Below are 25,417 nucleotides of genomic sequence, written 5' to 3' on the forward strand. Positions count from 1 at the left end.
TGATTCAAAAAGGGGTTATTATGCTCAACGGCATGACTGATGGAATATTCAAACCCCACGCTCGCATACGCCCCATTTTCTTCAGCGATACAATAAGATAAAAATAAAGGCAAAAAGAATGATGAATGTAATAAGGTTTTTGGAAATTGCATGGGTGATCCTGCTATGAATTAGGCTTGTTAAAAACAAGTTTAATAATACCATTAAAAAGCATAGCGCATACCAATATTTCCGGTGATATTAATATCTTTATAATCAAGCCCAAACCTAGCCCCTATGCCCGCATTCACATAAAAGGTTTTGAATAACCTTATCTCCCCGCCTGTGATAATGCTGGCAAAAGTGTTGTATCTGCCACCATCTCTATAGCTTAGGGTGTTATTACCGATGAAGCGCACCATTTTATCCCCCATAGAATTAATAAATAAATCTCTGCCCACATCCGCAATCACAAAATAATAAGAGTTTTTATTGAAGTAGTGCCGACTTTCTAGGGCAAAATTAATCGTTAGAACGGATTTTTTATTAGGGTCAGCATTGGCTCTGAATTGATTATAAATAGGATCATCCATAATACCCCTTAAACCAGACAAACCAATGTAATAATAGGCTAAGCCTACTTGGGGTTTAAAAATAACGCTTTTATCTTTAAACATGAAATCATAGCCATAATTGATTTTAGCGTCAGTCGTCCAAGTGTCGTATTTATAAGACTGATTGATGATTGAGAGTAGGGGGTCATAGGAGTTGATGAAAGTCTTATTGTATCCCCAAGTCTCATTCAAGCTCATGGTTAATTCGCTTCTTTTGATAAACGCTCGGCTATAAACGCCCACATTGACATTGCTAGAGCCTGATTGAGTGATATTTCCATGAAATCCGCTATACCCATAAGCGGCATAACCCCCCACAATCACGCCCTTAATAAACCTATCATACCCTACATTGATACCATATAAAGTCCCAGTGCCTCCATTAATAAAACTAGCCCCTCCAACTCCTGTCGCCCACACATTATTTTTGACTCTGTTTCTTTGAGAGTATTTTAAAATCACATCCATAGCGTTAGGGATCGCATCAGCGAATCGCTTGTTTTTAAGGGCTTCTAATCGCTCGTGAAAATCAGCACTGGCAAAGGTTGAAGTGTCAGAGAGCTTGGCTAAACGGCTCATTTGCTGCGTGTAGGTGTTGATCTGTAAAATATTAGTGGCGTCATTTTTAAAATCAGGGTTAGCGATGACTTCTAAAGTGTTGGCAATATCTCCAGCGATCGTGGTTAAATCTTTTGTGGAATGGCTTTCTAAATAATAGGGAGCGAATAAAGGGCTTCCTTTAGTTTCAAAGATTTTATTGAGCCAATTAATCGCTTGATTGCCTCCAACTTGATCAATGCTATCCACGCTTTGAACGCCCTGAATTTGAGCGATATATTGTTTTAAAGTGGGGGCTTGTAGGTTATTGATAGGATCATTAGAAACAGCGATTTTCACTTTATTATAAAGAATGGAAGTGTAAATGTATTGATTTTGAGAGTCCTTAAAGCCTACAACTAAACCGCCATCTTTAATATTCACGGCTCGCCCGTTATAAGTTAAGCCGTTGTCAGTCATCACCATGTGCTTGCCATTAATATCAATGAGCGTGTAAAGCTTAAGGTAATTATCTAGGCTGCTGCCTCCTGTGATTTGGTTGTTATACCCATAATAAATGGCTTTAGCGCTATCAATCAGCGTGTAAGTGCCTGTTTCTTTTGAAGAAGTGTTGAATTGGATTAAGGGGTTATTGTTATTAGCCATGATTGTCGCATTGCCTTGAGCGTTGATAATAGCATGGCTAACTGAATGGCTAAGGTTAAACACCAAATCGCCATAGCTATTAAAATTCCCCATGACATTCAAACCATTGGCGTTAGTACTTAAAGTCGCTTGTTGGTTTAAGGTGAAATTACCATTAATGTTAGCTGTGGAGTTAGAGGCGTTGTCAAAAGCGTTAGTGATCGTCAAATTATTGGCTTGCAAGGTTGCGTTTTCATTGAGATTGAGCGTGCCTATGACGCTATTATTTGTTACTTGAGACAAATCAATAGCCCCATTAGAGGTGATTGCACCTAAGAAAGTGAAGTTGTTAGCGCGCACGCTTAAAGTTTCATTAGTGGGGGTTACGCTAGAGTTTGTAGAAGAGCTGTTTTTGGTTGTAGGGCAATTGGCTAAATTGATACAAATTTCCCCTTTTTGAACGCTCACGTTATTCAAACCCGCATTAAGGCTTAAGCCATTCGTAGCGTTTAGGGTGGTGATATTGATATTAGAAACACCATTGGAAGCAAAAATCAATGCGCCTTGATACTTGCTAAAGTCAATCGTGTTATCGCCATTAAAGATAATAGACTTGTTAGCGACAAAATTCAAACTGCCCCCTGTGGCGTTGCTAAAAGAGCTGTTATTGACAAAAACATAGCCATTGCTTAAAAAGTTAAAATACCCTTTTTGCCAAAAATCATGCAAGCCTCTAGGCGATAAAAGAGCGCCTAAATCGTTTTCTTTGAGCGCGTTTTGTAAAGAGGGCGGCAACACGCTCCCTAAACCTTGATTATAAACGCCGCTTAACCCACCTTGAGAAATAATGTTATTAATGATATTATTCACTAATCCTTGACTTTCTAGCTTTTTGATAACATCTTGTCCTAAAAACTCGTTCAACAAGTCGTTCGCTACCACACCAATGTCTTTTTGCAGGCTTGTAGGGGGGTTAGTAATATCCTTTAAAACCACGCTTAAAATAGAACTTAATTCAGAAGCGTCCATATACCCACCGATAAAATTCAAAAGCCCTTTATCGTCTAACATGCTTTTTAAAGACTGCTTAGCAAGGTAGTTTTCTATGATGGATGGGGTAACAAAATTGCCAAAAATGCTTAGTTTTTTACTGATAATATTTTGGATTGCATTCATGACTCCGCTATTATTCAATAAATCATCTAAGTTATTTTGACCTATAAGTTGGCCCAAGGTTTCATCTTGCAAGCTAGCGGGCAATTCCTTACTCAAAGGGCTTAGAGCGTTTTCTATAAAGTTTCCTAAACCGCCGGCTTGCTTGATTTTTTCCATAGCCACTTGACTAAGAACATTCGCTAAATTCCCTTGATTAAAGATTTTCTCAATCCCTTCTTGACCCAAAAGATTAAAGATATTGTCTGTAGCTTGAGCTTCTATATTAGCCTTATTCAACACTAAATTATTAGCACTTTGAAAGGTTACATCCGCGCTCCCTCCGCTTTCAAAGGCGTTACCACTTCCAATTATTCCAGTGATATAAATGCTTTTAGCTTTAAAATCAGCGTTAATGTAGCCTAAATAAGGGGAAGTTGAGCCTAATAATTGCCCCAAGTAAGTGTTTCTAAAAGAAGAACAAGTGGCGCTATCTAGCATGCAAGGACTGCTATAGCCATTGCCTCCAAACCATATAGAGCTAGTAGAGTTTGTAACATTATCTTGAGTAGCGCCTATAACGAGATTCCCGTTACTAAAGGTTTGATTGATGTTGTCAGTCAAATGGTTGATCGTTTCTAGGAGCGCTTGCTTTTGCGCTTGGGTGATTTTAATCTTGTCTAAGAGTTGCAACACTTCATTGATGTTAGTGATATTGTCTAATTGGTTGGATTCAATCATTTCTTTTAGGGCAGCGGAATTTTGAGAAAGGATCCCTAAAAGCGTTTTTAAATTCTCGCTAGAAAAGCCCTTATTGTAGATATTCAAACTATTCAAAGGCTGGTTAAACGGGCTATAAGTGCCTGGGGTTTGAGGAGTTTGAGAGCCTTTAGGCGTGAAAAGACCTTTAATGTTGCTTGTCAAGTAATAAGTGCCTGCTTGATTGTCGCTATAATCATAGCTATAGCCGGTAGGATTTTGCTTAGAAGCTTGGTAATTATAAAGCTCAGGAGCGATATTGAAAATAGTGTTAGAAGCCGAGTTAGGGTTGTTTAAAACTTCTATGGTTAAATCCCCATTTTTAATGCTCTCTTGAATGATTTGAGAAGAATTGAGAGGGTTTATAAACGACCAAGTTTGAATGTTGTTATTATCGCTATAGGTAGCGTTTTGGATTTTCATGCCATAAAAAAGGATTTTTTCATAGCCATTAGCCCCACTGATGCCAGTAATCCCTTTTTGAGCGTTTAGGATGTTGTAAGTTACAGATTTTGTGATGTTGTCAAAGATATTGATGTCAGATAAATTAATATCCCCATTATTCCCTAAAACAAACTGCCCGCTAACGCTCATTAAAGCCTTAGTTAAAGAGGGCGTATAACCATTAAAATTTAACGCTCCATTAGCCGTAAGGTTATTAAAACTCAATGAGCTTGCGCTGTCAAAATTAAAGCTTGCTGTATCAATAGTCGTGTTGCCTCCAAAATCAGCCTGGCTTGCGCCTTGAAAATTGATATTAGCGTTTAAAGAGCTTGTGTTATTCGCATTCAAAACGCTATCGTCTAAATTGATAGTGGTGTTGTTTGAAAAACTAGCGCTAGAAGCGTTGAGCTTGCTACTAGCGTTAAGACTGAGTGTCCCGCCATTAAAAAAGAGGCTTTTAAAGGCCGCTTGACTCCCGTTATAAATATTGAGACTCGCTTGATTGTTAAAAGCGCTTGTGTTATTCGCATTCAAAACGCTTTGATTGTCTAAACTTAAATTAGAATTATTGTCAAGCGTTAAAGAATTTTTAAAAGCGGCTTGACTTTTATTACCAAGCGTGATATTAGCGTTGTTTTGCAAGGTTGTATCGCCATTAAAATTCAACAAACTTTGAGAGCTGAGCGTAAAATTCGTGTTGCCTAAAAGCTGTGTGGTAGCGTTAAAATTGCTTGTCCCCCTAGAATACAAAACATTAAAAACCGCTTGCGTGTTGTTGAAAATAAGGCTATTAGCCTGCAAATTATAAACCGCTCCCCCATTCAAGCGAGAATTGATAAAGCTTAAAGAATTAGAAGCGTTAGCGCTGATAGTGCTTGATCCTCCAGGGTTTGTAAAGCCGCTGAACGAAGCGTTAGAAAACGAAATATTCTTAGCGCTAAAACTGAATTTCCCCCAAGTCATATCGCTAAAACTGGAATTGGTTACGCTGATATTATTGGTAGCGTCAAAAGCGGCATAGGAATGCTGACTGGCCCCCGTTTGAATCATTTTAGTAACGGTTTCAGCGTCATTATAATTCAAGCCATCCATAGTGATATTATCGCTTGCTTTAAAGGTGATGTTCGCTCCCCCACCATCTGAATTTGAAACGCCTTCACCGGTTTTAAAATTATTGGTCAAGTAAATGTTAGCCGCACTAAAAGTTCCCGTAATATAACCAAAGCCTCCATGCCCTATCCAAATCAACCCATTATCATTCACGCTCTCTGTGTTATTCCCTATGATCAAAGTGCCATTGTTAGCATTGATGCCAAAACTTCTCCCTAACAAATTAGCTGTATAGGTGCTGAGCGTGTTGCCGCTTTGACCGCTCTGTCCTGAAAGGTTAGGATCAATATAATAAACGCCTTGTTTTGAGTAAGTTTGATTTTGGAGGTTATAGACCCCATTCCACACATTCGTTGTGGGTAAATTTTGAGTAGGGGGTGTGGGCGTTGGTGAAACTTTATTAGGGGGAGTGTTTTGCACGGTGTGTTTTGTAGGAGTGGGTGTGGGGCTTGGTGTCGGATTTGGTGTTGGGTTGGTAGGCTTAGCGTTAGCTATCGCTTGTTCTAATCCCTCTTGTTCCGTATTAAAAGCGTTTTCCTCATTCTGTAAGGTTTGTTCCTCTTGTTGTTCTTTGCTTTGCGCATTCTTGAAAGCTTGCTCGTTAAAGCCTGTGGTGGGGTTGGCTAATTGTTTGATTTGAGCTAAATCTTTTTCTAAGGCTTGTTCATCTTGAGCGATTTGTTGGTTAGTGTGTTCTAAATTCTGAGCGTCTTTATTGATAGTAGGATTACTGCTTTGAGTGTAGCTTGTATCATTGCTTGCGATCGTGTTGTCGCTAGTAACATTATTCAAAGCGTTTTGGGAATTGGTGAGATCCTCTTGATAGGTTTGTTGGGCTTGTTGTTGTAAATTGTCGCCTAAAAACTGAGTGATGATAGATTGTTTGTTAAAGGTTTCTTGTAAGGTTTCATCTTGCCCGTTAACATCAAAGGTTACATCATAAGTATTCTTACCCACTTCAACATGGCTAATGGCTTTATCGCCCTTATAGTTGATCAAATCCCATAAATAGCTTTGATAAACCCCATATTGGATCGCCCCATTTGTGGTGAGAATATCATAAGTTTGGTTAGCATTAAGGGTTTGATTGAGGTTAAAAATCGCATTAGAATTAAAAGACACACTGCCTTTAAGATTGGCAAAAGGCGAACTTGAATTTAAAGTGTTCGTGCCTGAAAAACTCACCTTACTTGTATCAAAGCTATAAGCACCTTGGTTAAAGGTGTCGTTATTAAAGCTAGCGTTGTTACTAAAATCATAAGTCCCTTGATTGAAAGAGCTGTTTTGAAAAGTGGATTGGGCGCTATTAAAGTGATAAGTCCCTTGATTGAAGCTCGTTTGATTAAAGGAGATAGCGCTATTATTATCACTACCGCTGAAACTAAAACCTCCATCAGTGTCATCTGTAAAGCTAGAGCCACTGACTTTGATGTTAGAGCCTTTAAAATTCATGTAAGATTTTTGTGTCCCTGCATCGCTGTTATCAAAGCTCGCTTGATTGATAGTGATATTGTTAGTCGCATTAAAATTGAGCGTGGCCCCACCGCCATCAGCGTATGAGTTTCCGGTTGTGATATGGCTAGAATTAAAATTAATCGTTTGAGCGTCATAAGTTCCAGTGATATAGCCTACATCACCCCCATTAATACCTGTGCCTCCAAAGCGGATATTCCCCCCTATATCAAGCGTGCCATTATTGAATTTCTGCGTGAAACTAGCCCCACCAGCGCTATAAGTGGTAAGAGTGTTTAAATAATAAGTCCCAGAGCCTTGAGTACTGCTAAAAAGACAATAAGAGTTGTGCGTGGGTGAATTGGGACCGCTTTCAATATTGTCTTGATAACTCCAAGACGACCATGACCAATAAGTGCATTCGTTAGCCCTTAGGTGGGATAACCCCCCTAACGCTCCTATCAATAAGACCGAAGCTTTTAAAAAAGATTTGTTTTTATTAAAGGGCTTTTCAATGGATTTTGTTTTTTTATGGCGTTTTAAGGGCTTTTCACATTTTAAGATTTGATTCAATGTGAAAAATTTCTTTGAGATCTTATTCAATTTGAAAGATCCCTTTGAAACAAACCTGGAAATCAATCTGGCCTTTTTAAACGCCATTTAAAACTCCAATCGTTTTTATTAAATCCCACATTATACAATTTGATGTTAAACAAACTCAAAAAGATTCGCAAAATGACTCAATAATGATACATAAACTGCGCCATATCCACCAAACGATTAGAATACCCCCATTCGTTATCATACCACCCCATGATTTTGACCATATTCTCTAGCGTGAAAGTCAAATCAGGCGCGATGATAACGCTATTAGGGTTAGAAATGAAATCAGAACTCACCCTTTCTTTCAAATCTATCTCTAACACGCCTTTTAAAGTCCCTTTGGAAGCTGTAATCAATAAATCATTGATCGGATCTTTGAGAGCCTTTTTTTCTAAAAACAAACTCAAATCTATCATGGACACATCAAGGCTAGGCACTCTCACGCTATGCCCATGCATTTTGTTTTTGAGATTGGGTAACACTTTATGTAAGGCTAGGGCGGCTTTAGTGGTGGTGGGGATAATGTTGCTCGCGGCCGCTCTGGAGCGCCGTTTATCCAAAGGGTGGGCCAAATCAATGAGCTTTTGATCGCTCGTGTAGCTATGAATGGTCGTTAGCATGCCCTCTTTAATATTAAAAGCTTTATCTAAAATCGCGCAAATGGGCGCGATAGCGTTAGTCGTGCAAGAGGCGTTAGAAACAATGGCTTGGTTTTGATAGAGAAAATGATTGACCCCATACACTAAAGTAGGGTATTGTTTTTCATCGTATTCGCCCATAAAGGGAGCGGATAACAACACCTTTTTAGCCCCAAGCAAAAGATAATTTTCTAGCGTTTTAGGCTCTAAAAACTTCCCTGAACACTCTATGATGACACCCACGCCCTTCAAGTCTTTGATGCTATTAAAAACAGGGATTTCTAACGAGCCGATAATAAGCTTACCATTAGAGTAACGCGCCTCCCTATTGAGCAATCCATGCGCGCTGTCATGCTCTAAAAGATAAGCGAGAATTTCCCAATTGGCAGGGTCATTGATGCCTATCACTTCTAAATGAGGGTTTGTATCGCTGCGATCTAAAATCGCTCTTAAAACGCATCTCCCAATGCGGCCAAATCCATTGATAAAAATTTTCATCGTAACTATTATCCTATTTTCAGACTTCAATTTCAATTTTAGGGGGTTTTGTTTGGTATTTTACTACATTTTGTGTTATTATATTGGACCTAGCTATAGGGTTAATTTAAATTGTTTATTGAGTTGAATTTCAAGGAGTAAAACATGGCATTGTATGACAGAGCGAATTCTCGTAACGCGTATGCAGAAGATTCTGTGTTGCATGAAAGCGAGCTGGTAAGTTTTGTTAAAACGACTTACAAGTTCTTTGCGGGCAGTTTGTTACTAGCGACTATCGGGGCGTTACTAGGTTTAATGAATTTTCAAGCCGTAGTGCAGTATAAGTGGGTGTTTTTTATCGCTGAAATTGCGGCGTTTTTTGGTTTGATGTTTTCTAAATCTAAACCCGGATTGAATTTATTCATGCTGTTTGCTTTCACTTCATTATCAGGGGTTACTTTGGTGCCTTTGTTGGGTATGGTGATTGCAAAAGCTGGTTTAGGAGCGATTTGGCAAGCTTTGGGCATGACGACTATTGTTTTTGGTTTGATGAGCGTGTATGCCCTTAAGACTAAAAACGACTTAGCGAATATGGGTAAAATGCTCTTCATCGCTTTGATTGTGGTGGTGGTGTGTTCGCTCATTAACTTGTTTTTGGGTAGCCCCATGTTCCAGGTTGTCATTGCGGGAGCGAGCGCGATATTATTTAGTCTTTACATCGCTTATGACACCCAAAACATCGTTAAAGGCATGTATGATAGCCCCATTGATGCGGCGGTGGACTTGTATTTAGACTTTTTGAATGTCTTTATTTCTATCTTGCAAATCATTGGTATTTTTTCAGACAGAGACAAATAGTTTGAAAAAATAGGGGGGATACCACGCAAAAACCTAATAAAAAATACTTTAAAATATTAATAACGCTTCGTTGATATTCTTTTTTAAGGATTGGTTATGCCTAAACGCACCGATATTTCCAACATTCTACTGATAGGATCAGGCCCTATTGTGATCGGACAGGCTTGTGAGTTTGACTACTCAGGGACTCAAAGTTGTAAAACCTTAAAATCTTTAGGTTATAGAGTGATTTTAATCAATTCTAACCCGGCCACCGTGATGACTGACCCTGAATTTTCTCATCAAACTTATATCCAACCCATTACCCCAGAAAATATCGCCGCTATCATCAAAAAAGAAAAAATTGACGCTATTTTACCCACAATGGGCGGGCAAACTGCTTTGAATGCGGTCATGCAGATGCACCAAAAGGGCATGTTAGAAGGCGTGGAGCTTTTAGGGGCTAAGATTGAAGCGATTAAAAAAGGCGAAGACAGGCAAGCGTTCAAAGAAGCGATGTTAAAAATCGGGATGGATTTGCCTAAAGGGCGTTACGCTTATAACGAGTTAGAAGCCCTAGAAGCCATTAATGAAATTGGTTTTCCAGCCATTATCAGAGCGAGTTTCACGCTGGCTGGGGGAGGGAGTGGGGTCGCTTATAATATTGAAGAGTTTCAAGAATTGGTTAAGAACGCCCTAGACGCTTCGCCCATTAATGAAATTTTGATTGAAGAGTCCTTATTAGGGTGGAAAGAATACGAAATGGAAGTCATACGAGACAGCAAGGATAATTGCATCATTGTGTGTTGCATTGAAAACATTGATCCCATGGGCGTTCATACCGGCGATAGCATCACCATCGCTCCAAGCCTCACCTTAACCGATAAAGAATACCAACGCATGCGCGATGCGAGCTTTGCGATTTTGAGAGAAATTGGCGTGGATACGGGCGGGAGCAATGTGCAGTTTGCGATCCACCCAGAGACTTTAAGAATGGTTGTGATTGAAATGAACCCACGAGTGAGCCGTAGCTCCGCTCTAGCTTCAAAAGCGACCGGTTTTCCCATTGCAAAAGTGGCTACCATGCTTGCGGTGGGTTTTAGCTTAGATGAAATTAAAAACGATATTACCAACACCCCAGCGAGTTTTGAGCCTAGTTTGGATTATATCGTGGTGAAAATCCCTCGCTTTGCGTTTGAAAAATTTGCCGGTGTTTCTAGCACTTTAGGGACTTCTATGAAAAGCATTGGCGAAGTGATGGCGATAGGGGGGAATTTCTTAGAAGCCTTACAAAAAGCGTTATGCTCTTTGGAAAACAATTGGCTAGGGTTTGAATCGTTAAGTAAAGATTTAGAAGCGATAAAAAAGGAAATCCGCCGGCCCAATCCCAAACGTTTGCTCTATATTGCTGATGCGTTCAGGCTCGGCGTTTCTGTAGATGAAGTGTTTGAATTGTGCCAGATTGACAGGTGGTTTTTATCTCAAATTCAAAAGCTAGTCAAAGCAGAAGAGGGCATCAATTCTAGCGTTTTAACGGACGCTAAAAAATTAAGAGGGCTTAAAAATTTAGGCTTTAGCGATGCTAGGATTGCCGCTAAAATCAAAGAAAATGAAAATTTAGAGGTCAGTCCTTTTGAAGTGGAATTAGCCAGAATGCATTTACAAATCGCGCCCCATTTTGAAGAAGTGGACACTTGCGCGGCGGAGTTTTTATCGCTCACGCCTTATTTGTATTCCACCTATGCCCCTAACCCTTTGCCCCCTATTGAAAACAAACAAGAAAAGAAAGAAAAGAAAATCCTAATCATAGGCTCTGGGCCTAATCGCATCGGTCAAGGCATTGAATTTGATTATTGTTGCGTGCATGCGAGCTTTGCCTTAAAAGATTTAAACATTAAAAGCGTCATGCTCAATTGCAATCCAGAAACCGTAAGCACGGATTATGACACGAGCGACACGCTCTATTTTGAACCGATCCATTTTGAATGCGTGAAGAGCATCATTCAAAGGGAGCGCGTGGATGGCATTATCGTGCATTTTGGGGGACAAACCCCTTTAAAACTCGCTAAAGATCTAGCTAAAATGCAAGCCCCCATTATTGGCACGCCTTTTAAGGTGATTGATATTGCAGAAGACAGGGAGAAATTTTCCCTCTTTTTAAAAGAGCTTGACATCAAGCAGCCCAAAAACGGCATGGCTAAGAGTATTGATGAAGCTTATAGCATCGCTAATGTGATTGGTTTCCCTATTATCGTGCGCCCTAGTTATGTGCTAGGCGGCCAACACATGCAAATTTTAGAAAATATTGAAGAATTGCACCATTATTTAGAAAGCGTTACGCATGCTTTAGAGATTAGCCCTAAAAACCCGCTCCTCATTGATAAGTTTTTAGAAAAAGCGGTGGAATTAGATGTGGATGTTATTTGCGATAAAAAAGAGGTCTATATTGCCGGCATTTTACAGCATATTGAAGAAGCCGGTATCCATTCAGGCGATTCGGCGTGTTTTATCCCTTCCACTTTAAGCCCTGAAATTTTAGATGAAATTGAGCGGGTGAGTGCGAAAATCGCTCTGCATTTGGGCGTAGTAGGGCTATTGAATATCCAATTTGCCGTGCATCAAAATTTGCTGTATTTGATTGAGGTCAATCCCAGAGCCAGCAGAACCGTGCCTTTTTTAAGCAAGGCTTTAGGCGTTCCTTTAGCCAAAGTAGCGACTAGGGTTATGGTGTTAGAAGATTTGAAAGAAGCCTTGAAGTTTTATGATAAAAAAAATATCGTAGAATATTCTAAAGGCGTTTATAAGCCTAAAATGCCCCATTTTGTGGCTTTAAAAGAAGCGGTTTTCCCTTTTAATAAACTTTATGGATCGGATTTGATTTTAGGGCCTGAGATGAAAAGCACCGGCGAAGTGATGGGGATTGCTAGATCTTTAGGGCTTGCATTTTTTAAGGCTCAAACGGCTTGCTTTAACCCCATTAAAAACAAGGGGCTTATTTTTGTCTCTATTAAAGATAAGGATAAAGAAGAAGCGTGCGTTTTAATGAAACGATTGGTTCAGTTAGGCTTTGAATTGTGCGCTACAGAAGGCACGCATAAAGCTTTGGAAAAAGCCGGGGTAGAGTCTTTGAAAGTGCTTAAAATCTCTGAAGGCCGCCCCAATATCATGGATTTGATGATGAATGGGGAAATCAGCATGGCTATCAACACCAGCGATCACAAATCTCAAGATGACGCCAAACTCATACGCGCTTCTGTGCTTAAAAACCATGTGAGTTATTTCACGACTTTAAGCGCGATAGAAGTCTTACTTTTAGCGTTAGAAGAAAGCCCTCAACAAGACGAGTTGTTAGCTTTACAGGATTATTTGAAGTAATTTGATGGCACTAGTGTATTTAGCCCAAAGCGATACCACTATTGGACTACTCTCTAAAGACAGCGAAAAACTCAACGCCTTAAAAAATCGCCCTAAAAACCAAAGCGTTTTAATAGAAAGCGCTGATTTTACCACTTTAAAAAGCCTGGTGCGCGCCCCCAATGCGTTTAAAAACCTCATTAGAAGAAGCACTAAAACCACTTTTATTTACCCTAATTCTAAAGCCGTTCGTGTGATTAGGGGCAGGCATGGGGATTTTTTAAAGCGTTTTAAAACGCTCTATAGCACCTCAGCCAACCTCACCCAATGCGCTTATGATAAAGAAATCGCTTCCAATCTCGCTGATGTGATTGTGAGCGATGAAAGGGGTTTGTTTGAAAGCTCTAGCTCTAAAATATTCAGGCTCTATAAAGATAAAAAAGTGAGGGTGAGGTAGAAAAGACCTTTCGCATTCTGCGCGTTTTGAAATGGGTTTTTGTGGGATTTTTCTAAAAGTTTATCATTTGTTTATCAAAAATGGCTAGCTCTTTTAAGATGGTTGTAATATTTTTTTGACTAAAATAACACCTTTATTTTTTAAGAAAAATTATTATAAGTAGGATTTTAAGAATGAATGACAAGCGTTTTAGGAAATATTGTAGTTTTTCTCTTTTTTTGTCCTTATTAGGAATGTTTGAATTGGAGGCTAAAGAAGAAAAAGAAGAAAGAAAGACAGAAAGAAAAAAGGATAAAAAAAAGAACGCCCAACACACTCTAGGCAAAGTTACCACTCAAGCGGCTAAAATCTTTAATTACAACAACCAGACAACCATTTCAAGTAAAGAATTAGAAAGAAGGCAAGCCAACCAAATCAGCGACATGTTTAGAAGAAACCCTAATATCAATGTGGGTGGTGGCGCGGTGATAGCGCAAAAAATTTATGTGCGCGGTATTGAAGACAGATTGGCTCGGGTTACGGTGGATGGTGCAGCGCAAATGGGCGCAAGCTATGGGCATCAAGGCAATACGATTATTGACCCTGGAATGCTCAAAAGCGTGGTGGTTACTAAGGGGGCGGCTCAAGCGAGCGCGGGGCCTATGGCTTTAATTGGCGCGATCAAAATGGAGACTAGGAGTGCTGGCGATTTTATCCCTAAAGGTAAAGACTACGCTATAAGTGGGGCTACCACTTTTTTAACCAACTTTGGGGACAGGGAAACCATTATGGGCGCTTATCGTAACAATCATTTTGATATTCTTTTATATTACACGCATCAAAATATTTTCTATTATCGTGATGGGGATAATGCCACAAAAGATCTTTTTAGACCTAAAGTGGATAATAAAGTTACAGGAAGCCCTAGCGAGCAAAACAATGTGATGGCTAAGATCAATGGTTATTTGAGCGAAAGGGATACTTTAACGCTCAGTTATAACATGACTAGAGATAACGCTAATCGCCCTTTAAGAGCGAATTTTACCGGCACTTTTTTACCCTATTCTTGCGGCGATTTCAACGCTTTCCCTAACGAGAAAAACCCTAGCGATTGTTTGTTTGAAAATGATGCCAGTTTGTTTAAAACTTATAGCGTCAATTTAGTGCATAACGTGAGCTTGAATTATGAAAGGGAAGGGGGGAGTCGTTTTGGCGATCCTAAATTAAAAATCAATGGTTATACAAGTATTAGGAATGTCCAAATTGACCCGCTTTTTAGGCCTAGCGATATAGCGACTATCATCCCTTTCACCCCAAGCCCAAAACTTGGCGAAGAAAATCAATGCGTGGCGCAAGGGGGCATTTATGACGCTCTTAAACAAACCTGCTCCATCACTTTTAAAAGCCTTGGAGGGGGATCTGTGGTGGCTAATAAAAATTTATTCATCATCAATTCTGGGTTTAATGCGAACGTGATCCACACCATAGATCATAAAAATGACAATCTTTTGGAATACGGGTTGAATTACCAAAACTTAACCACTTTTGATAAAGCGATCCCTAATAGCGAATTAGTCAAACCCGGCGATGCCCCTAACGCATGCTTAAGGGTTATGGGCCCTAATGATCCTAACATGAATGGGCGTTGCCAACGAAATGGCGCTACGGCGAATGTGGTTGGGGTGTATGCGCAAGCGAATTACACCTTGCATCCTATGGTAACTTTAGGGGCAGGGACTCGTTATGATGTCTATACTTTAGTGGATAAAGACTGGCAATTGCACGTAACTCAAGGGTTTAGCCCTAGCGCGGCTTTAAATGTCTCGCCTTTAGAAAATTTGAATTTCAGGCTTTCTTATGCGTATGTAACCAGAGGCCCTATGCCTGGAGGCTTGGTGTGGATGCGTCAAGATAATTTGCGCTACAACCGCAATTTAAAGCCAGAAATCGGGCAAAATGCGGAATTTAACACCGAATACAGCAGTCAGTATTTTGATTTCAGAGCCGCTGGTTTTGTCCAATTGATTTCTAATTATATCAACCAATTTTCTTCAACGCTTTTTGTAACCAACTTGCCCGTGCAAGATATTATTTATGTGCCGGGTTATGAAGTTTCAGGGACGGCTAAATACAAGGGTTTTTCTTTAGGCTTGAGCGTGGCGCGATCATGGCCTTCTTTAAAGGGGCGTTTGATCGCTGATGTGTATGAATTGGCGGCTACGACCGGCAATGTGTTTATTTTAACGGCAAGCTATACAATCCCACGCACCGGCCTTAGCATCACTTGGCTTTCACGCTTTGTTACCGATCTAGATTATTGCTCTTATAGCCCTTATCGTAACGGCCCTACGGATATTGACAGACGGCCTAGCAATTGCCCTAAAACGCCCGGGATTTTTCATGTGCATAAACCCGGCTATGGGGTGAGCAGTTTTTTTATCACTTACAAGCCTACTTACAAAAAACTCAAAGGGTTGAGCCTGAATGCGGTGTTTAACAATGTTTTTAACCAACAATATATTGATCAAGCAAGCCCGGTGATGAGCCCTGATGAACCCAATCAAGACAAATACGCAAGGGGCATGGCAGAACCTGGCTTTAACGCTAGATTTGAAATTTCTTATAAGTTTTAAAATTTGAGCGCGTGGGGGGGCTATTTTCTTTCAAGCGGTTAAAAAAGTGAAGAAATAAAAACGCTCGCGTAAAAACAAAAAAGGAGGGTTAAAAGAAGCGAGAATTTCATGCGTAATGAGTCCAATCAAAAATAACGAATTCTTTAAAAGTAACAAATATATGATTTTAATCCTTTAATTTTAAACCAATTTACAATGAGGTGTTATTTTTTGTAAAATAAGGTTGCGGATTTTAATTAATATTTTAACTTTATGCTGTGTTTTTTTTTTTTTTGATTATAATTATAATCTCAACAAAAAAGATCATACAATTAAAATTAGGGAGAGTTTAGTGAGGCAAGAAAAGTATTTTTTGACTTCTTCTTTATCGCTTTTATCGTTTTTATTATGTCCTGTAGAAGCTTTTGATTATCGGTTTAGTGGTCGTGTGGAGAACTTTTCTAAGATTGGTTTTAACAATTCTCAAATCAATACTAAAAAAGGGATTTATCCTACTGAAAGTTTTATAGATATTGTAACTTTAGCGCAAGTCAAAGTCAATTTACTCCCTAAAGGCATCGAAAACCATAGGCTTTCTGTCTCTTTGGGTGGGGCGATTGCAGCCATTCCTTACGATAAGACTAAGTATGATATTAACCAGGCTAACGGGAAGGTTTTTGGCTCAATTGTGGAGAATTTCATTGGGGGCTATCATGGATACTTTTTTAACAAGTATCTTGGCCCTGCTTATGCGGGGACTTCTCAATCAGCGAGCTATCATGCAAGGCCTTATGTGGTGGATACCGCTTTTTTACGATACGATTACAAAGATGTTTTTGGGTTTAAGGCGGGGCGTTATGAAGCGAATATTGATTTTATGAGCGGTTCCAATCAAGGGTGGGAAGTGTATTATCAGCCCTATAAGACTGAAACGCAAAGGTTAAGGTTTTGGTGGTGGAGTTCTTTTGGGAGAGGTTTAGCGTTTAACTCTTGGATTTATGAGTTTTTTGCGACGGTGCCTTATTTGAAAAAGGGAGGCAACCCTAGTAACAGCAACGATTTCATCAATTACGGCTGGCATGGGATCACTACGACTTATTCTTATAAAGGCTTAGACGCTCAATTTTTTTATTATTTTGCGCCTAAGACTTATAACGCTCCCGGTTTTAAGCTAGTTTATGACACGAATAGGAATTTTCAAAACATAGGCTTTCGCTCTCAAAGCATGATCATGACAACCTTTCCCTTATATTATAGGGGGTGGTATAACCCAGAGACAAACACTTATAGTTTAGAAGACAGCACGCCCCATGGCTCTTTGTTAGGGAGGAATGGCGTTACTTTAAATATCCGCCAGGTTTTTTGGTGGGATAATTTCAACTGGTCCATTGGCTTTTATAACACCTTTGGCAATTCGGACGCTTTTTTAGGCTCTCACACGATGCCAAGGGGGAATAACACTTCCTATATCAGTAATGAAATATCAGTAACGACCAGGCATGCCGGAATGATTGGCTATGATTTTTGGGATAATACGGCTTATGATGGGCTGGCTGATGCGATCACTAACGCGAACACTTTCACTTTTTACACTTCGGTTGGAGGGATCCACAAGCGTTTCGCATGGCATGTTTTTGGGCGCGTCTCTCATGCGAATAAGAATGCGTTAGGGCAAGTGGGGAGGGCTAATGAATATTCCTTGCAATTCAATGCGAGCTATGCGTTCACTGAATCGGTTCTCCTTAACTTTAGGATCACTTATTATGGGGCTAGGATCAATAAAGGGTATCAAGCAGGGTATTTTGGAGCGCCCAAGTTCAATAACCCCGATGGCGATTTTAGCGCTAATTACCAAGACAGAAGTTACATGATGACCAACCTCACGCTGAAGTTTTGATTTTAATCAAGTGGTAGCGTTAAGATTACTACTAAAACTATCGCTATAAAAATAATTTTCATGGTGGTGTCTCCTAACGGAGTGTCGTCCGCTTGCATTTTCCTAACCCATTTATTCAATGTTTTTACTTTGCTCCAATTGAGCATGATGATAAAAAATGTTTTTAGTATTTTTTTACAATCAATGCTAAAGAGTTTGCACAAGCAAGTGAGAGTTTTTTTAAAAGCGCTTCCTAGAGGTTAGAGGGGATTTAGTTTTGGTGGTTGTGGGGGAAAATACTTCCTATCCTCTTAAAAAATGGATTTTGCCATAAGATTTACAAAACAAAGTTTTTAACCACAGAAATCCCAAATGCTTTTAGCGTTTGATTACTTCACCATTAAAGCGTTCTTAGGGGTTAATCTCAATATTTGACAACATTTGATAAAGATTTTGGGTTGTTTTTCTAAGTATAAAAATTTTGAAGCGCTAAAGCTTTTTAAAAGTTTTTAATCAAGCGTTTTAAAATCTCAATAAGCCTTGAGCGTTAAGCTTTTTGTGAGTGCTAGCTTTTAATCAAGCGTTCTTAGGGGGTTAATTCCATTATTCCATCATTGGATAAGGGTTTTAGGTTGTTTTTAAAGTGGGGGTTAAAGGGTTTAATCAAAGCCTATAAAAGGCCTTGAGCTTTTTTAGAAGGCGTAGCCATAGACCCAATACACGCTATAAGGGCGGAAGTATTTCACTTCAGCGCCGCCAGCTTTATAGTAAGTGTTGTAAATCGTAGGGATTTGCACACCGATTTCTATAGAATGCTGGTTATGGCTTTTCAAGTCTTTTTTCAAGATACCAAAGTTCATGCGTAACCCCAAGTCAAACAAGAATTGGAATTTTGTCGCTGTAGGTCTGCTCGCAAGCTGAGGGCTGTTTCTTAGCGTGCTGATATAAGTGTCCCCTGCGAGTTGGATCCCCCCAAAGAAGCCCGCATTAAGACTCCTACTGCCAAAAGAGCGGCTAAACACATTGTAAAGCACATCAGTCCCCACCCCATAAGTGAGCAGATTGACTTGATTGTAAGTAGGGCCATTACCCACGCCCGCACCGTTATAGCTGAAGAAGCCGTAGTAGCGTAAGCCCACATTCTTGTTTTCCCCGAAGAATTGCTTATAACCGATTTTAGTGATAAACCCGTTAAACGCATTCACTTGAGAGCTGTTACCGGCAGCGAAATTCCCAAGCCATGGGTTAGCTTTAAGCTCGTTATTCAAAGCGGTAACTTTAGCCAAAGTGTTTGTGGTGTTGTTTAATAGCTGGGTAGAGCGCGCTTGATCAATATTCCCGCCATAGCTCACTTGATAGCCTGTTGAATTGCTGATGTTAGCGTTGTTGGCTAGCGTTAAAGCGTTTTGAGAATTATTGACGATGTTTTGCACCAAGCTAGTGAATTCCTTAGCGCTCAAATCATTCCCGGCGTTAGCGGAGTTGAAAACATGTTGCGCTAAAGCGGCGTCCAAAAACGCTGCGGCAGCCCCACTATCACCGCTTGGCCCCATAGTGATTGAAGCTTGCTTTAGGATATAAGCGATTTGTTGAGCGGTAACCCCATTCCCATAAACTTGATTAGTGTTGTTTTGAAAAATCCCACCCGCTTGGTTATTGGCGTTTAAGAACGAGTTCATGTAAGTCAAATAAACGCTAGCGGTGTTAAGCTCACTGAGCTGGTTGGAGAGATTTTGGCTCGTGGTGTTGTTGTTGCCTTGAAAGATGTTCTTGCTGATGTTTTGACTCAAAGTTTTGATAGAGCCAACCATTTCGTTATAAAGAGCCAGGTTACCTTGGAAACAAGGGCTATTGTTAGTAGTAGCGGCTGCGGTCGCACCACTACCACTACTACCATTATTAGTAGCACTACATTGTGTGATATTTGTAGTATTCAAAGTAGGATACAAATCAATCAAATTGCCTAGTTGGTTCATAAAGAGGTTGCCTAAAGTCCCGGCGACATTGCCTCCTGTGCCTGCAATATTGATATTGGTGTTGTTTGTCGTGGTAGAGTTTAACAAGCCGGCTAATTCTTCGGCTTTGATTTTACCCGGGTTTTTCACTTGTTGGACTACCTGACCTAATTCATACCCAAAGGTCATAAAGCCCCCATCTTCTTCAGCGCCCACTTGATTGAAGCTCAAGCTCAACGCTAGGCTTAAAGGGGCTAAGAATCTTACTTTTTGAGATTGTGTCATTAAATTTTCCTTAATCATTTTGAATGGCTTTAAATTTTGTTTCATGTTTGTCTCTTCCCCCCTTTCTTAGAATGAATACCCATAAGACCAATAAACGCTATAAGGACGGAAATACTTCACGGTAGTCCCTGCGGATTTGTAATAAGTGTTATAAATCGTAGGTACCACCACGCCAAATTCCACCGTGTGCTGGTTGTGGCGGTTGGATTTCCCGTCCAACTTACCGAAGTTCATCCTCATACCGAAGTCAAAGAGGAACTGGAAGTGCGTGTTATTGATTTTCCCATGCAATTTCACATTGGGGTCATCTCTGAGCGTGGATTGGACGGTCTCGCCGGCTAATTGGATACCGCTAAAAAAGCCCATATCCACAGAGCGGTTTTGATAGGAGCGGCTAAAGATATTATACAACACATCAGTCCCCACCCCATAAGTGTATAGCCCTACGCTGTTTTGAGTGGATCTAAAGCCCACGCTCGCCCCATTATAAGAGAAGAAGCCGTAATAGCGCAAACCGATATTCCTTTTCTTCCCGAAGAATTGCTTATAACCTATTTTGGTGTAAAACCCGTTTAAAATATTCGTTGAACGGCTGTTCCCGGCTCTGAATTGGGGCAAGTAAGGCATGCTTCTCACTTGATTGTTGAGTGCGTTGATTTTATCCAAAGTTACTTGCGCGTTATAAAGAGCATTAGGGAGCTGACTGGCGCGCCCTTGCACAGCGTTAGCTTGGTCGGAATTTATCCCAGCGTTATTAACCGCGCTCCCGCTAATGGTGTTTTTAGTGAGCTCGTTATAAACCGCTTGGGATTGATCAATGATGCCTTGCACCAAACCTGTAAAAACGGCTGAATTGAATTCCTTATTCCCAATGTTGGCGGCTACGGCAGAGTTGAAAGCTTCTAAGAGCAATTCATCTTGCTTGAGCAAGTTCGCTGCGTTATTTAAGATATTTTGTTGGCCTTGAAGGTATTGGATGGCTTGTGTGGAGTAAGTTTGACCATCTGAACCAGTCGCATCACCAGTTCCACTAGTGCCACTAGCAGTCCTATTCTTCTCTAAAGCCTTATTCATCGCATTAAAAAACACATTCCCCGCATTCAAGTAAGTGAGCTGTTGTTGCATGTTAGGGAAATTGGTGTTCGTGCCGTAGTTGGTCTGGCTACCGATCGTGCTTAAAATCCTATCAGTCAAGCTAGGGAGCCAGTAATAGCCCGCAGCGGTGCAAGCGCTTTGAGTGTTAAGAGATGTGCCACCAGCCGTCCCTGCAGCCGCGCAAGTCCCACTGCCTACCGCACCACTTAAAAGAGCGTTCGCAGACACATCGTTACTATTGAGTTTCGTGGGATACGCCCCTAAAAGCGAATAAAGGTATTGGGAGAAAGCGTTACTCAACGCCCCTGCGACATTGCCTCCGGTGTTGTTGTTTAAAATGTTGTTCGTTACATCAGCGTTAAGCTCTCTGGCGAGTTCGTCGCTTTTAGCGCCGCCTGGGTTTTGGACATCTTGCATGACTTGTCCGAGCTGATAACCGACGGTGAAAAACCCTCCATCATCTTCGGCATAACTTATGCTAGCGCAAAGGGCTAGACTAAGAAACAGCGTTCTATTCTTTTTTATCATAATTTTCCTTATCAATGGGATGCTCCTTGATTGAGATTAAATTTGGGATTTAGTTACATCAGAGCTTGTAAATAATGTTTAGTAATACAAATTGTCAAATGTAATTGTTATATTTTCACATAATGAAAATTAAACTAACCTTAAAAACCCCCTTAAAGACCCCTTATCAAGGAAATAAAGTTACAACAACCAGAGTGCTTTTTACAAAAAAAAAAAACGGGATTTCATAGGGGGATTAGCCTTAAATTTTAGGGTTTTAAAAACGCTTTTTGGCATTTCTAGGTTTTTTAATGTAAAATCACGCCAACGCAAATAGTAATTTCTAGGTTTCTCTTTTGTTGCGAAAATTTGGAGCATGTTTAGGGTTTGGGGTAATAGTGGGTGGTTATCCCGGAAAGGAGATAACCGACTATGAGATTATTATTAGTAATCATAGTTTTAATGGCCTTCGCAACGCCATTATACTAAAATTTTGGCTCTAGCGCAAGCTAGAGTTAAAATCTATGGTTGCTAGCGTTTTTTGTATTTTTCTTACATCTCATAAAAATCCCATTATAATACTCAAATGATATGACATGGTAGCGATTCTAGTGTTAAGCGAATTTGGAGCAATTAGTAGTTTCTGATCTAATGGGTTGGGAGATTGCAGTGGGTGGCACTCCGTTAGGAGGCACTACCATGAAATTCATTTTTATAGCGATAGTTTTAGTGGTTATCTTAACACTGCCACTTTATTAAAACAAGCTCTTAAGAGTTCCTAGCTCTTAGGGGCTTAACTATCGCTGTAATCATATCATCTTTTGCTTAAACAAACAATACAAAAACCAATTTTATTTTGGATCGGGTTTCAAAAGCCCCGCTTCATACAAAAACACCGAGGGCTTATGCTCTTTAGGTTTGGCGTTTTCCCTCAATTCGTTTTTCGCATAAGAAAGCCATAAATTTTCCTTAGCCCTAGTGATAGCGACATAAAAAAGCCGCCTTTCTTCTTCAATGCCCCCACCGGTATTCATGAGCTTATGGTTAGGGAAACGGCCTTCCATTAAATCTATAATATAAACGTCTTTAAACTCTAAGCCTTTAGAAGCATGCACGCTCAATAAATTCACGCCCTCGCCTTGCGTGGCTTCACTTGAGCCTATTAAAGTGCCGTTTAAAAAACGCCCTAAATTTTGGTAATTTTTCGCCAAAGAACTCAGCAAATCCATTTTTTCATTGAAGCGTTTTTGCGCTTGGAGTTTTTTAAATTCGTTATAAGAGCCGTCCTTATTTTTGGATCGCTCTTTTAAAAGGCGTGTTTTAAAGGTTTGAAAAAACGCGCTTTCTAGAATGTGTTTGATTAAAGCGCTAGGGGAATGGGTAGGGGCTTTAGTATAGAGAATGAAAAAATCGCTCAGCATTTTAGCCCCATTGAGCGAGATTTTAGGGTGCATCAACACCGGGTGCGAATGAAACGCTTTATCTATCACGCTATTAAACCTTGAGCTGTTTTCTAGGGCAAAAATTTCTTCAAAAAGCCCCATAGAGGTGATTTCTTTTTTCTTCGTGTAAATTTTAGCTTCTTTATTAGGCTGAATTAAAGCCAATTTGAGATCGCCATTGCCTAAAAGCATTAGGGCTTCATGAATGTCTTTAGCGGTGTTAGAGCCAATATCGCTGATATAGCTTAAAATGTGAATGGCTGCCATAATGTCTTTAGGGTTAAATAATAGCGCGCAAATATCTAACGCTAACGCCACTTCTTTGGATTCAAAAAAACTCGCGCTCCCTTTTCTTTTGCTTGGCACATTGTGGGATCTTAAAGCGGCTTCTAATTGATCCGCGCTGGCGTTATTCCTAAAAATCACCGCCACTTCTTTAAAATTTTTTCGCATCACAATGCGTTTAGCGATGTCTTGGCATTGCGCGATATTGTCGTTGTAATTTAAAAGCGTGGGTTTATTGAATTTCCCTGATTTTACCACTTCTAAATTTTTAGGGTAAATGCGCTCGTTGCGCTGTATCACTTGATTGGCGAGATCTAAAATTTCTTTAGAAGAGCGGTAATTTTTGGTGAGCGTGAAAACCTGGGCGTTTTTGTATTTTTGAGTGAAATTAGAAATGATAGAAATATCCGCCCCGTTAAAAGCGTAAATGCTCTGATCGTAATCGCCCACGCAAAACAAACTAGGGGGGTTGATAGCGTCTAAAATGGATTCTTGTAAGGGGTTAGTGTCTTGAAACTCATCGCAAAGCACTTCTTTATAAGGGCTAGATCTTTCTAGCATCGCCTTTTTAAACAGCAACAGCAAGTCGTTATAGTCAATATAATCATGCTTTTTTTTAGTGTTTTCAAACTCTTCTAAAATGTTTTCATAAAAGGTGGCGTATGGTGCGTGTTCAGGGCTTTTACTAGAAAGCCAAGCGCTAAAATCTTCTTGTTTTAGAGCGTTAGTGTAAAGCGAATAGAGGGCGTATAGATGCTGCGAAGTGTAGGGCTTTTTATCCTCATCTGTTGCGTTTAGCGCGTTTTTAGTGTCCACAATGCTTTCTAAAAGTTTTCTCAATTCCTTAGGTTGTTTCAGGCTTAAGTTTGGGTAATGCTCTTTTAGATAGCGATACGCCACCGCATGGAAAGTGCCCGCTTCAATTTTGGAGCTTAATTTGGAATATTTAGCCACCCTGGCGATCATTTCATTGCTCGCTTTATTGGTGAAAGTCAAAAGCAAGATTTCTTCAGGCTTGATGCCGTTATCTAGCAGGTGCAAAATGCGCCCCACAATGGTAGAAGTTTTTCCCGTGCCAGCGCTCGCAATGATTAAATTATACCCTTGCAAAGCCTTGGCCGCTTTTAGTTGCTCAGGGTTTAATTGCAAAGTTTCTAACAAGTTTTACTCTCATCTAAAAAGTCTTTAGGCAAAAGCGCGTTTTCTAAAGAGCGTTGCGAAAACAAAAAACGCCCATCGCACACAAAGCCCAATTCTTGCCAGTTGATAGCGTTGAGTTTATCGCAGAGATTTTGTAAATCTAAGTTTTGGTTATAAGGGAATAGCGCTAAAATAGAGCCGTCATAATTAGGGCATTGGTGGATGAAAAAGGGGTTTTTTTGGCGCGTTTTGGTGTTGACATAAATGCGTTTTTTAGGGGATATGTGATGCATTCTCCCCCATTCAAACCAGTTATTTTCATTGAACTTTTTAATCTTTCTTTGCATCAAGCTGTCTTTATGCTGGAGTAAGTAATCATTAGGCTTATTGACAAAAACCATTTTTTCTAAAACATTGGTTCTTTTGGTGATTGAAGTGACGAATTCTAAATTCCCGTATGTTTCGTTTTTAAAAATCTTATCGCACCCACTCACTGCCCCCACCTTAACCTTAAAAACCTCGCTTAATTTTTGCGTGTAAGATTGGTTGAGGAAATACAAAATGCCTTTTTTGCACAAAAATTGCAAACCATCGTTAGCGATTCTACTGAAATTGCCCTTACAAAAACGAAAAATCACGCAATTAGGCATGGCGTTTGGGAAAATTTTTTGATCGCCTAATTCAAAAAAATGCGTTATCGTGCCTTCTTGGTAAATCCATTCGTTTAATTTCACGCTAGAAGTGGATTTTAAAAAATCCCTTGGGGTGATGAAAATCAATTCGCCATTAGGCTTTAAATGCCTGATCGCTTTTTCTATGAAAAACAAGTATAGGTTACTCCTTTCATCAAAAAGGCTGTAATGGAGTTTTTCTTTGGTGCTTGGCGCAATATCCTTGTGTTTGACATAGGGTGGGTTGCCAATAATGGTGTCAAATTGATTTTCTAAAGAGTAGTCAAAAAAGTCCATGCAAAGGGCATTTTTAGGGCAGATTTTAGGATCGATTTCAATCCCTACAGCCTTTTTTAAGCGCCCTAAAAAACTCCCATCGCCCGCACTTGGCTCTAAAACACTCCCATGATTGTGCTTTAGAGTGAGCATGAAATCCACTATATTTTTAGGGGTGAAAACCTGCCCTAAAGTTTTAATATCCCATTTATTCAAAAAACCCTCCAAAAAATTCT

The 25,417-nt window shown here is 39.9% G+C and carries 11 protein-coding genes; 5 read left to right on the plus strand and 6 right to left on the minus strand.

The genetic code is table 11. The features are described from left to right. Positions 1-203: 203 nt before the first annotated feature. Together EXS92_RS06430 and gap are read right to left on the minus strand one after the other, a co-directional pair. On the minus strand, positions 204-7,352 hold the full coding sequence (locus EXS92_RS06430) for a vacuolating cytotoxin domain-containing protein (RefSeq protein ID WP_165515921.1): 7,149 nt from the start codon (positions 7,350-7,352) through the stop codon (positions 204-206). 80 nt (positions 7,353-7,432) lie between these two features. After that, complete coding sequence (gene gap, locus EXS92_RS06435; protein ID WP_165515922.1) at positions 7,433-8,431, minus strand: type I glyceraldehyde-3-phosphate dehydrogenase; 999 nt, start codon at positions 8,429-8,431, stop codon at positions 7,433-7,435. Between the two features lie 144 nt (positions 8,432-8,575). Between gap and EXS92_RS06440 the strand changes: the two genes are divergently transcribed. The 5 genes from EXS92_RS06440 to hofG all read left to right on the plus strand — a co-directional run bounded on the left by EXS92_RS06440 (position 8,576) and on the right by hofG (position 17,546). Further along, positions 8,576-9,268 carry a Bax inhibitor-1/YccA family protein gene (locus tag EXS92_RS06440; protein WP_165515923.1) on the plus strand — a complete coding sequence of 231 codons (693 nt, stop codon included), beginning with the start codon at positions 8,576-8,578 and terminating at the stop codon, positions 9,266-9,268. A 96-nt stretch (positions 9,269-9,364) separates the two neighbouring features. Continuing rightward, a complete protein-coding gene (gene carB / locus EXS92_RS06445; RefSeq protein WP_165515924.1) occupies positions 9,365-12,622 on the plus strand; it encodes a carbamoyl-phosphate synthase large subunit in 3,258 nt (1,085 codons plus the stop codon). A gap of 4 nt (positions 12,623-12,626) precedes the next feature. Next, on the plus strand, positions 12,627-13,058 hold the full coding sequence (locus tag EXS92_RS06450) for a Sua5/YciO/YrdC/YwlC family protein (protein WP_165515925.1): 432 nt from the start codon (positions 12,627-12,629) through the stop codon (positions 13,056-13,058). A gap of 173 nt (positions 13,059-13,231) precedes the next feature. Continuing rightward, on the plus strand, positions 13,232-15,670 hold the full coding sequence (locus EXS92_RS06455) for a TonB-dependent receptor domain-containing protein (RefSeq protein WP_165515926.1): 2,439 nt from the start codon (positions 13,232-13,234) through the stop codon (positions 15,668-15,670). A gap of 331 nt (positions 15,671-16,001) precedes the next feature. Then, positions 16,002-17,546, plus strand: a complete 1,545-nt coding sequence (hofG, locus tag EXS92_RS06460) for an outer membrane beta-barrel protein HofG (protein WP_165515927.1) — start codon at positions 16,002-16,004, stop codon at positions 17,544-17,546. Positions 17,547-18,217: 671 nt separating this feature from the next. On the opposite strand, the gene alpB is transcribed toward hofG, so the two are convergent. The 4 genes from alpB to EXS92_RS06480 form a co-directional block, all read right to left on the minus strand. After that, the gene (gene alpB, locus EXS92_RS06465) at positions 18,218-19,810 is read right to left on the minus strand and encodes a Hop family adhesin AlpB (RefSeq protein WP_165515928.1); all 1,593 of its coding nucleotides are present in this window, start codon (positions 19,808-19,810) and stop codon (positions 18,218-18,220) included. A 21-nt stretch (positions 19,811-19,831) separates the two neighbouring features. Beyond that, positions 19,832-21,388: a Hop family adhesin AlpA gene (gene alpA, locus EXS92_RS06470; protein WP_165515929.1), complete on the minus strand. Its 1,557-nt coding sequence runs from the start codon at positions 21,386-21,388 to the stop codon at positions 19,832-19,834. Positions 21,389-22,218: 830 nt separating this feature from the next. Then, positions 22,219-24,255: an ATP-dependent helicase gene (locus tag EXS92_RS06475; RefSeq protein WP_165515930.1), complete on the minus strand. Its 2,037-nt coding sequence runs from the start codon at positions 24,253-24,255 to the stop codon at positions 22,219-22,221. Continuing rightward, the gene (locus tag EXS92_RS06480) at positions 24,249-25,409 is read right to left on the minus strand and encodes an HsdM family class I SAM-dependent methyltransferase (protein ID WP_165515931.1); all 1,161 of its coding nucleotides are present in this window, start codon (positions 25,407-25,409) and stop codon (positions 24,249-24,251) included. Before EXS92_RS06480 ends, EXS92_RS06475 begins: the two co-directional genes overlap by 7 nt. Between the last annotated feature and the right edge of the window lie 8 nt (positions 25,410-25,417).

The organism is Helicobacter pylori (assembly GCF_011175115.1).
In the GTDB taxonomy this organism is placed as follows: domain Bacteria; phylum Campylobacterota; class Campylobacteria; order Campylobacterales; family Helicobacteraceae; genus Helicobacter; species Helicobacter pylori_DF.

What these genes read in the sequence shown, in the direction of transcription:
- EXS92_RS06430 (WP_165515921.1), bottom strand. Translation starts at nt 7,352, where the DNA reads ATGGCGTTTAAAAAGGCCAGATTGATTTCCAGGTTTGTTTCAAAGGGA.
- gap (WP_165515922.1), bottom strand. Translation starts at nt 8,431, where the DNA reads ATGAAAATTTTTATCAATGGATTTGGCCGCATTGGGAGATGCGTTTTA.
- EXS92_RS06440 (WP_165515923.1), top strand. Translation starts at nt 8,576, where the DNA reads ATGGCATTGTATGACAGAGCGAATTCTCGTAACGCGTATGCAGAAGAT.
- carB (WP_165515924.1), top strand. Translation starts at nt 9,365, where the DNA reads ATGCCTAAACGCACCGATATTTCCAACATTCTACTGATAGGATCAGGC.
- EXS92_RS06450 (WP_165515925.1), top strand. Translation starts at nt 12,627, where the DNA reads ATGGCACTAGTGTATTTAGCCCAAAGCGATACCACTATTGGACTACTC.
- EXS92_RS06455 (WP_165515926.1), top strand. Translation starts at nt 13,232, where the DNA reads ATGAATGACAAGCGTTTTAGGAAATATTGTAGTTTTTCTCTTTTTTTG.
- alpB (WP_165515928.1), bottom strand. Translation starts at nt 19,810, where the DNA reads ATGAAACAAAATTTAAAGCCATTCAAAATGATTAAGGAAAATTTAATG.
- alpA (WP_165515929.1), bottom strand. Translation starts at nt 21,388, where the DNA reads ATGATAAAAAAGAATAGAACGCTGTTTCTTAGTCTAGCCCTTTGCGCT.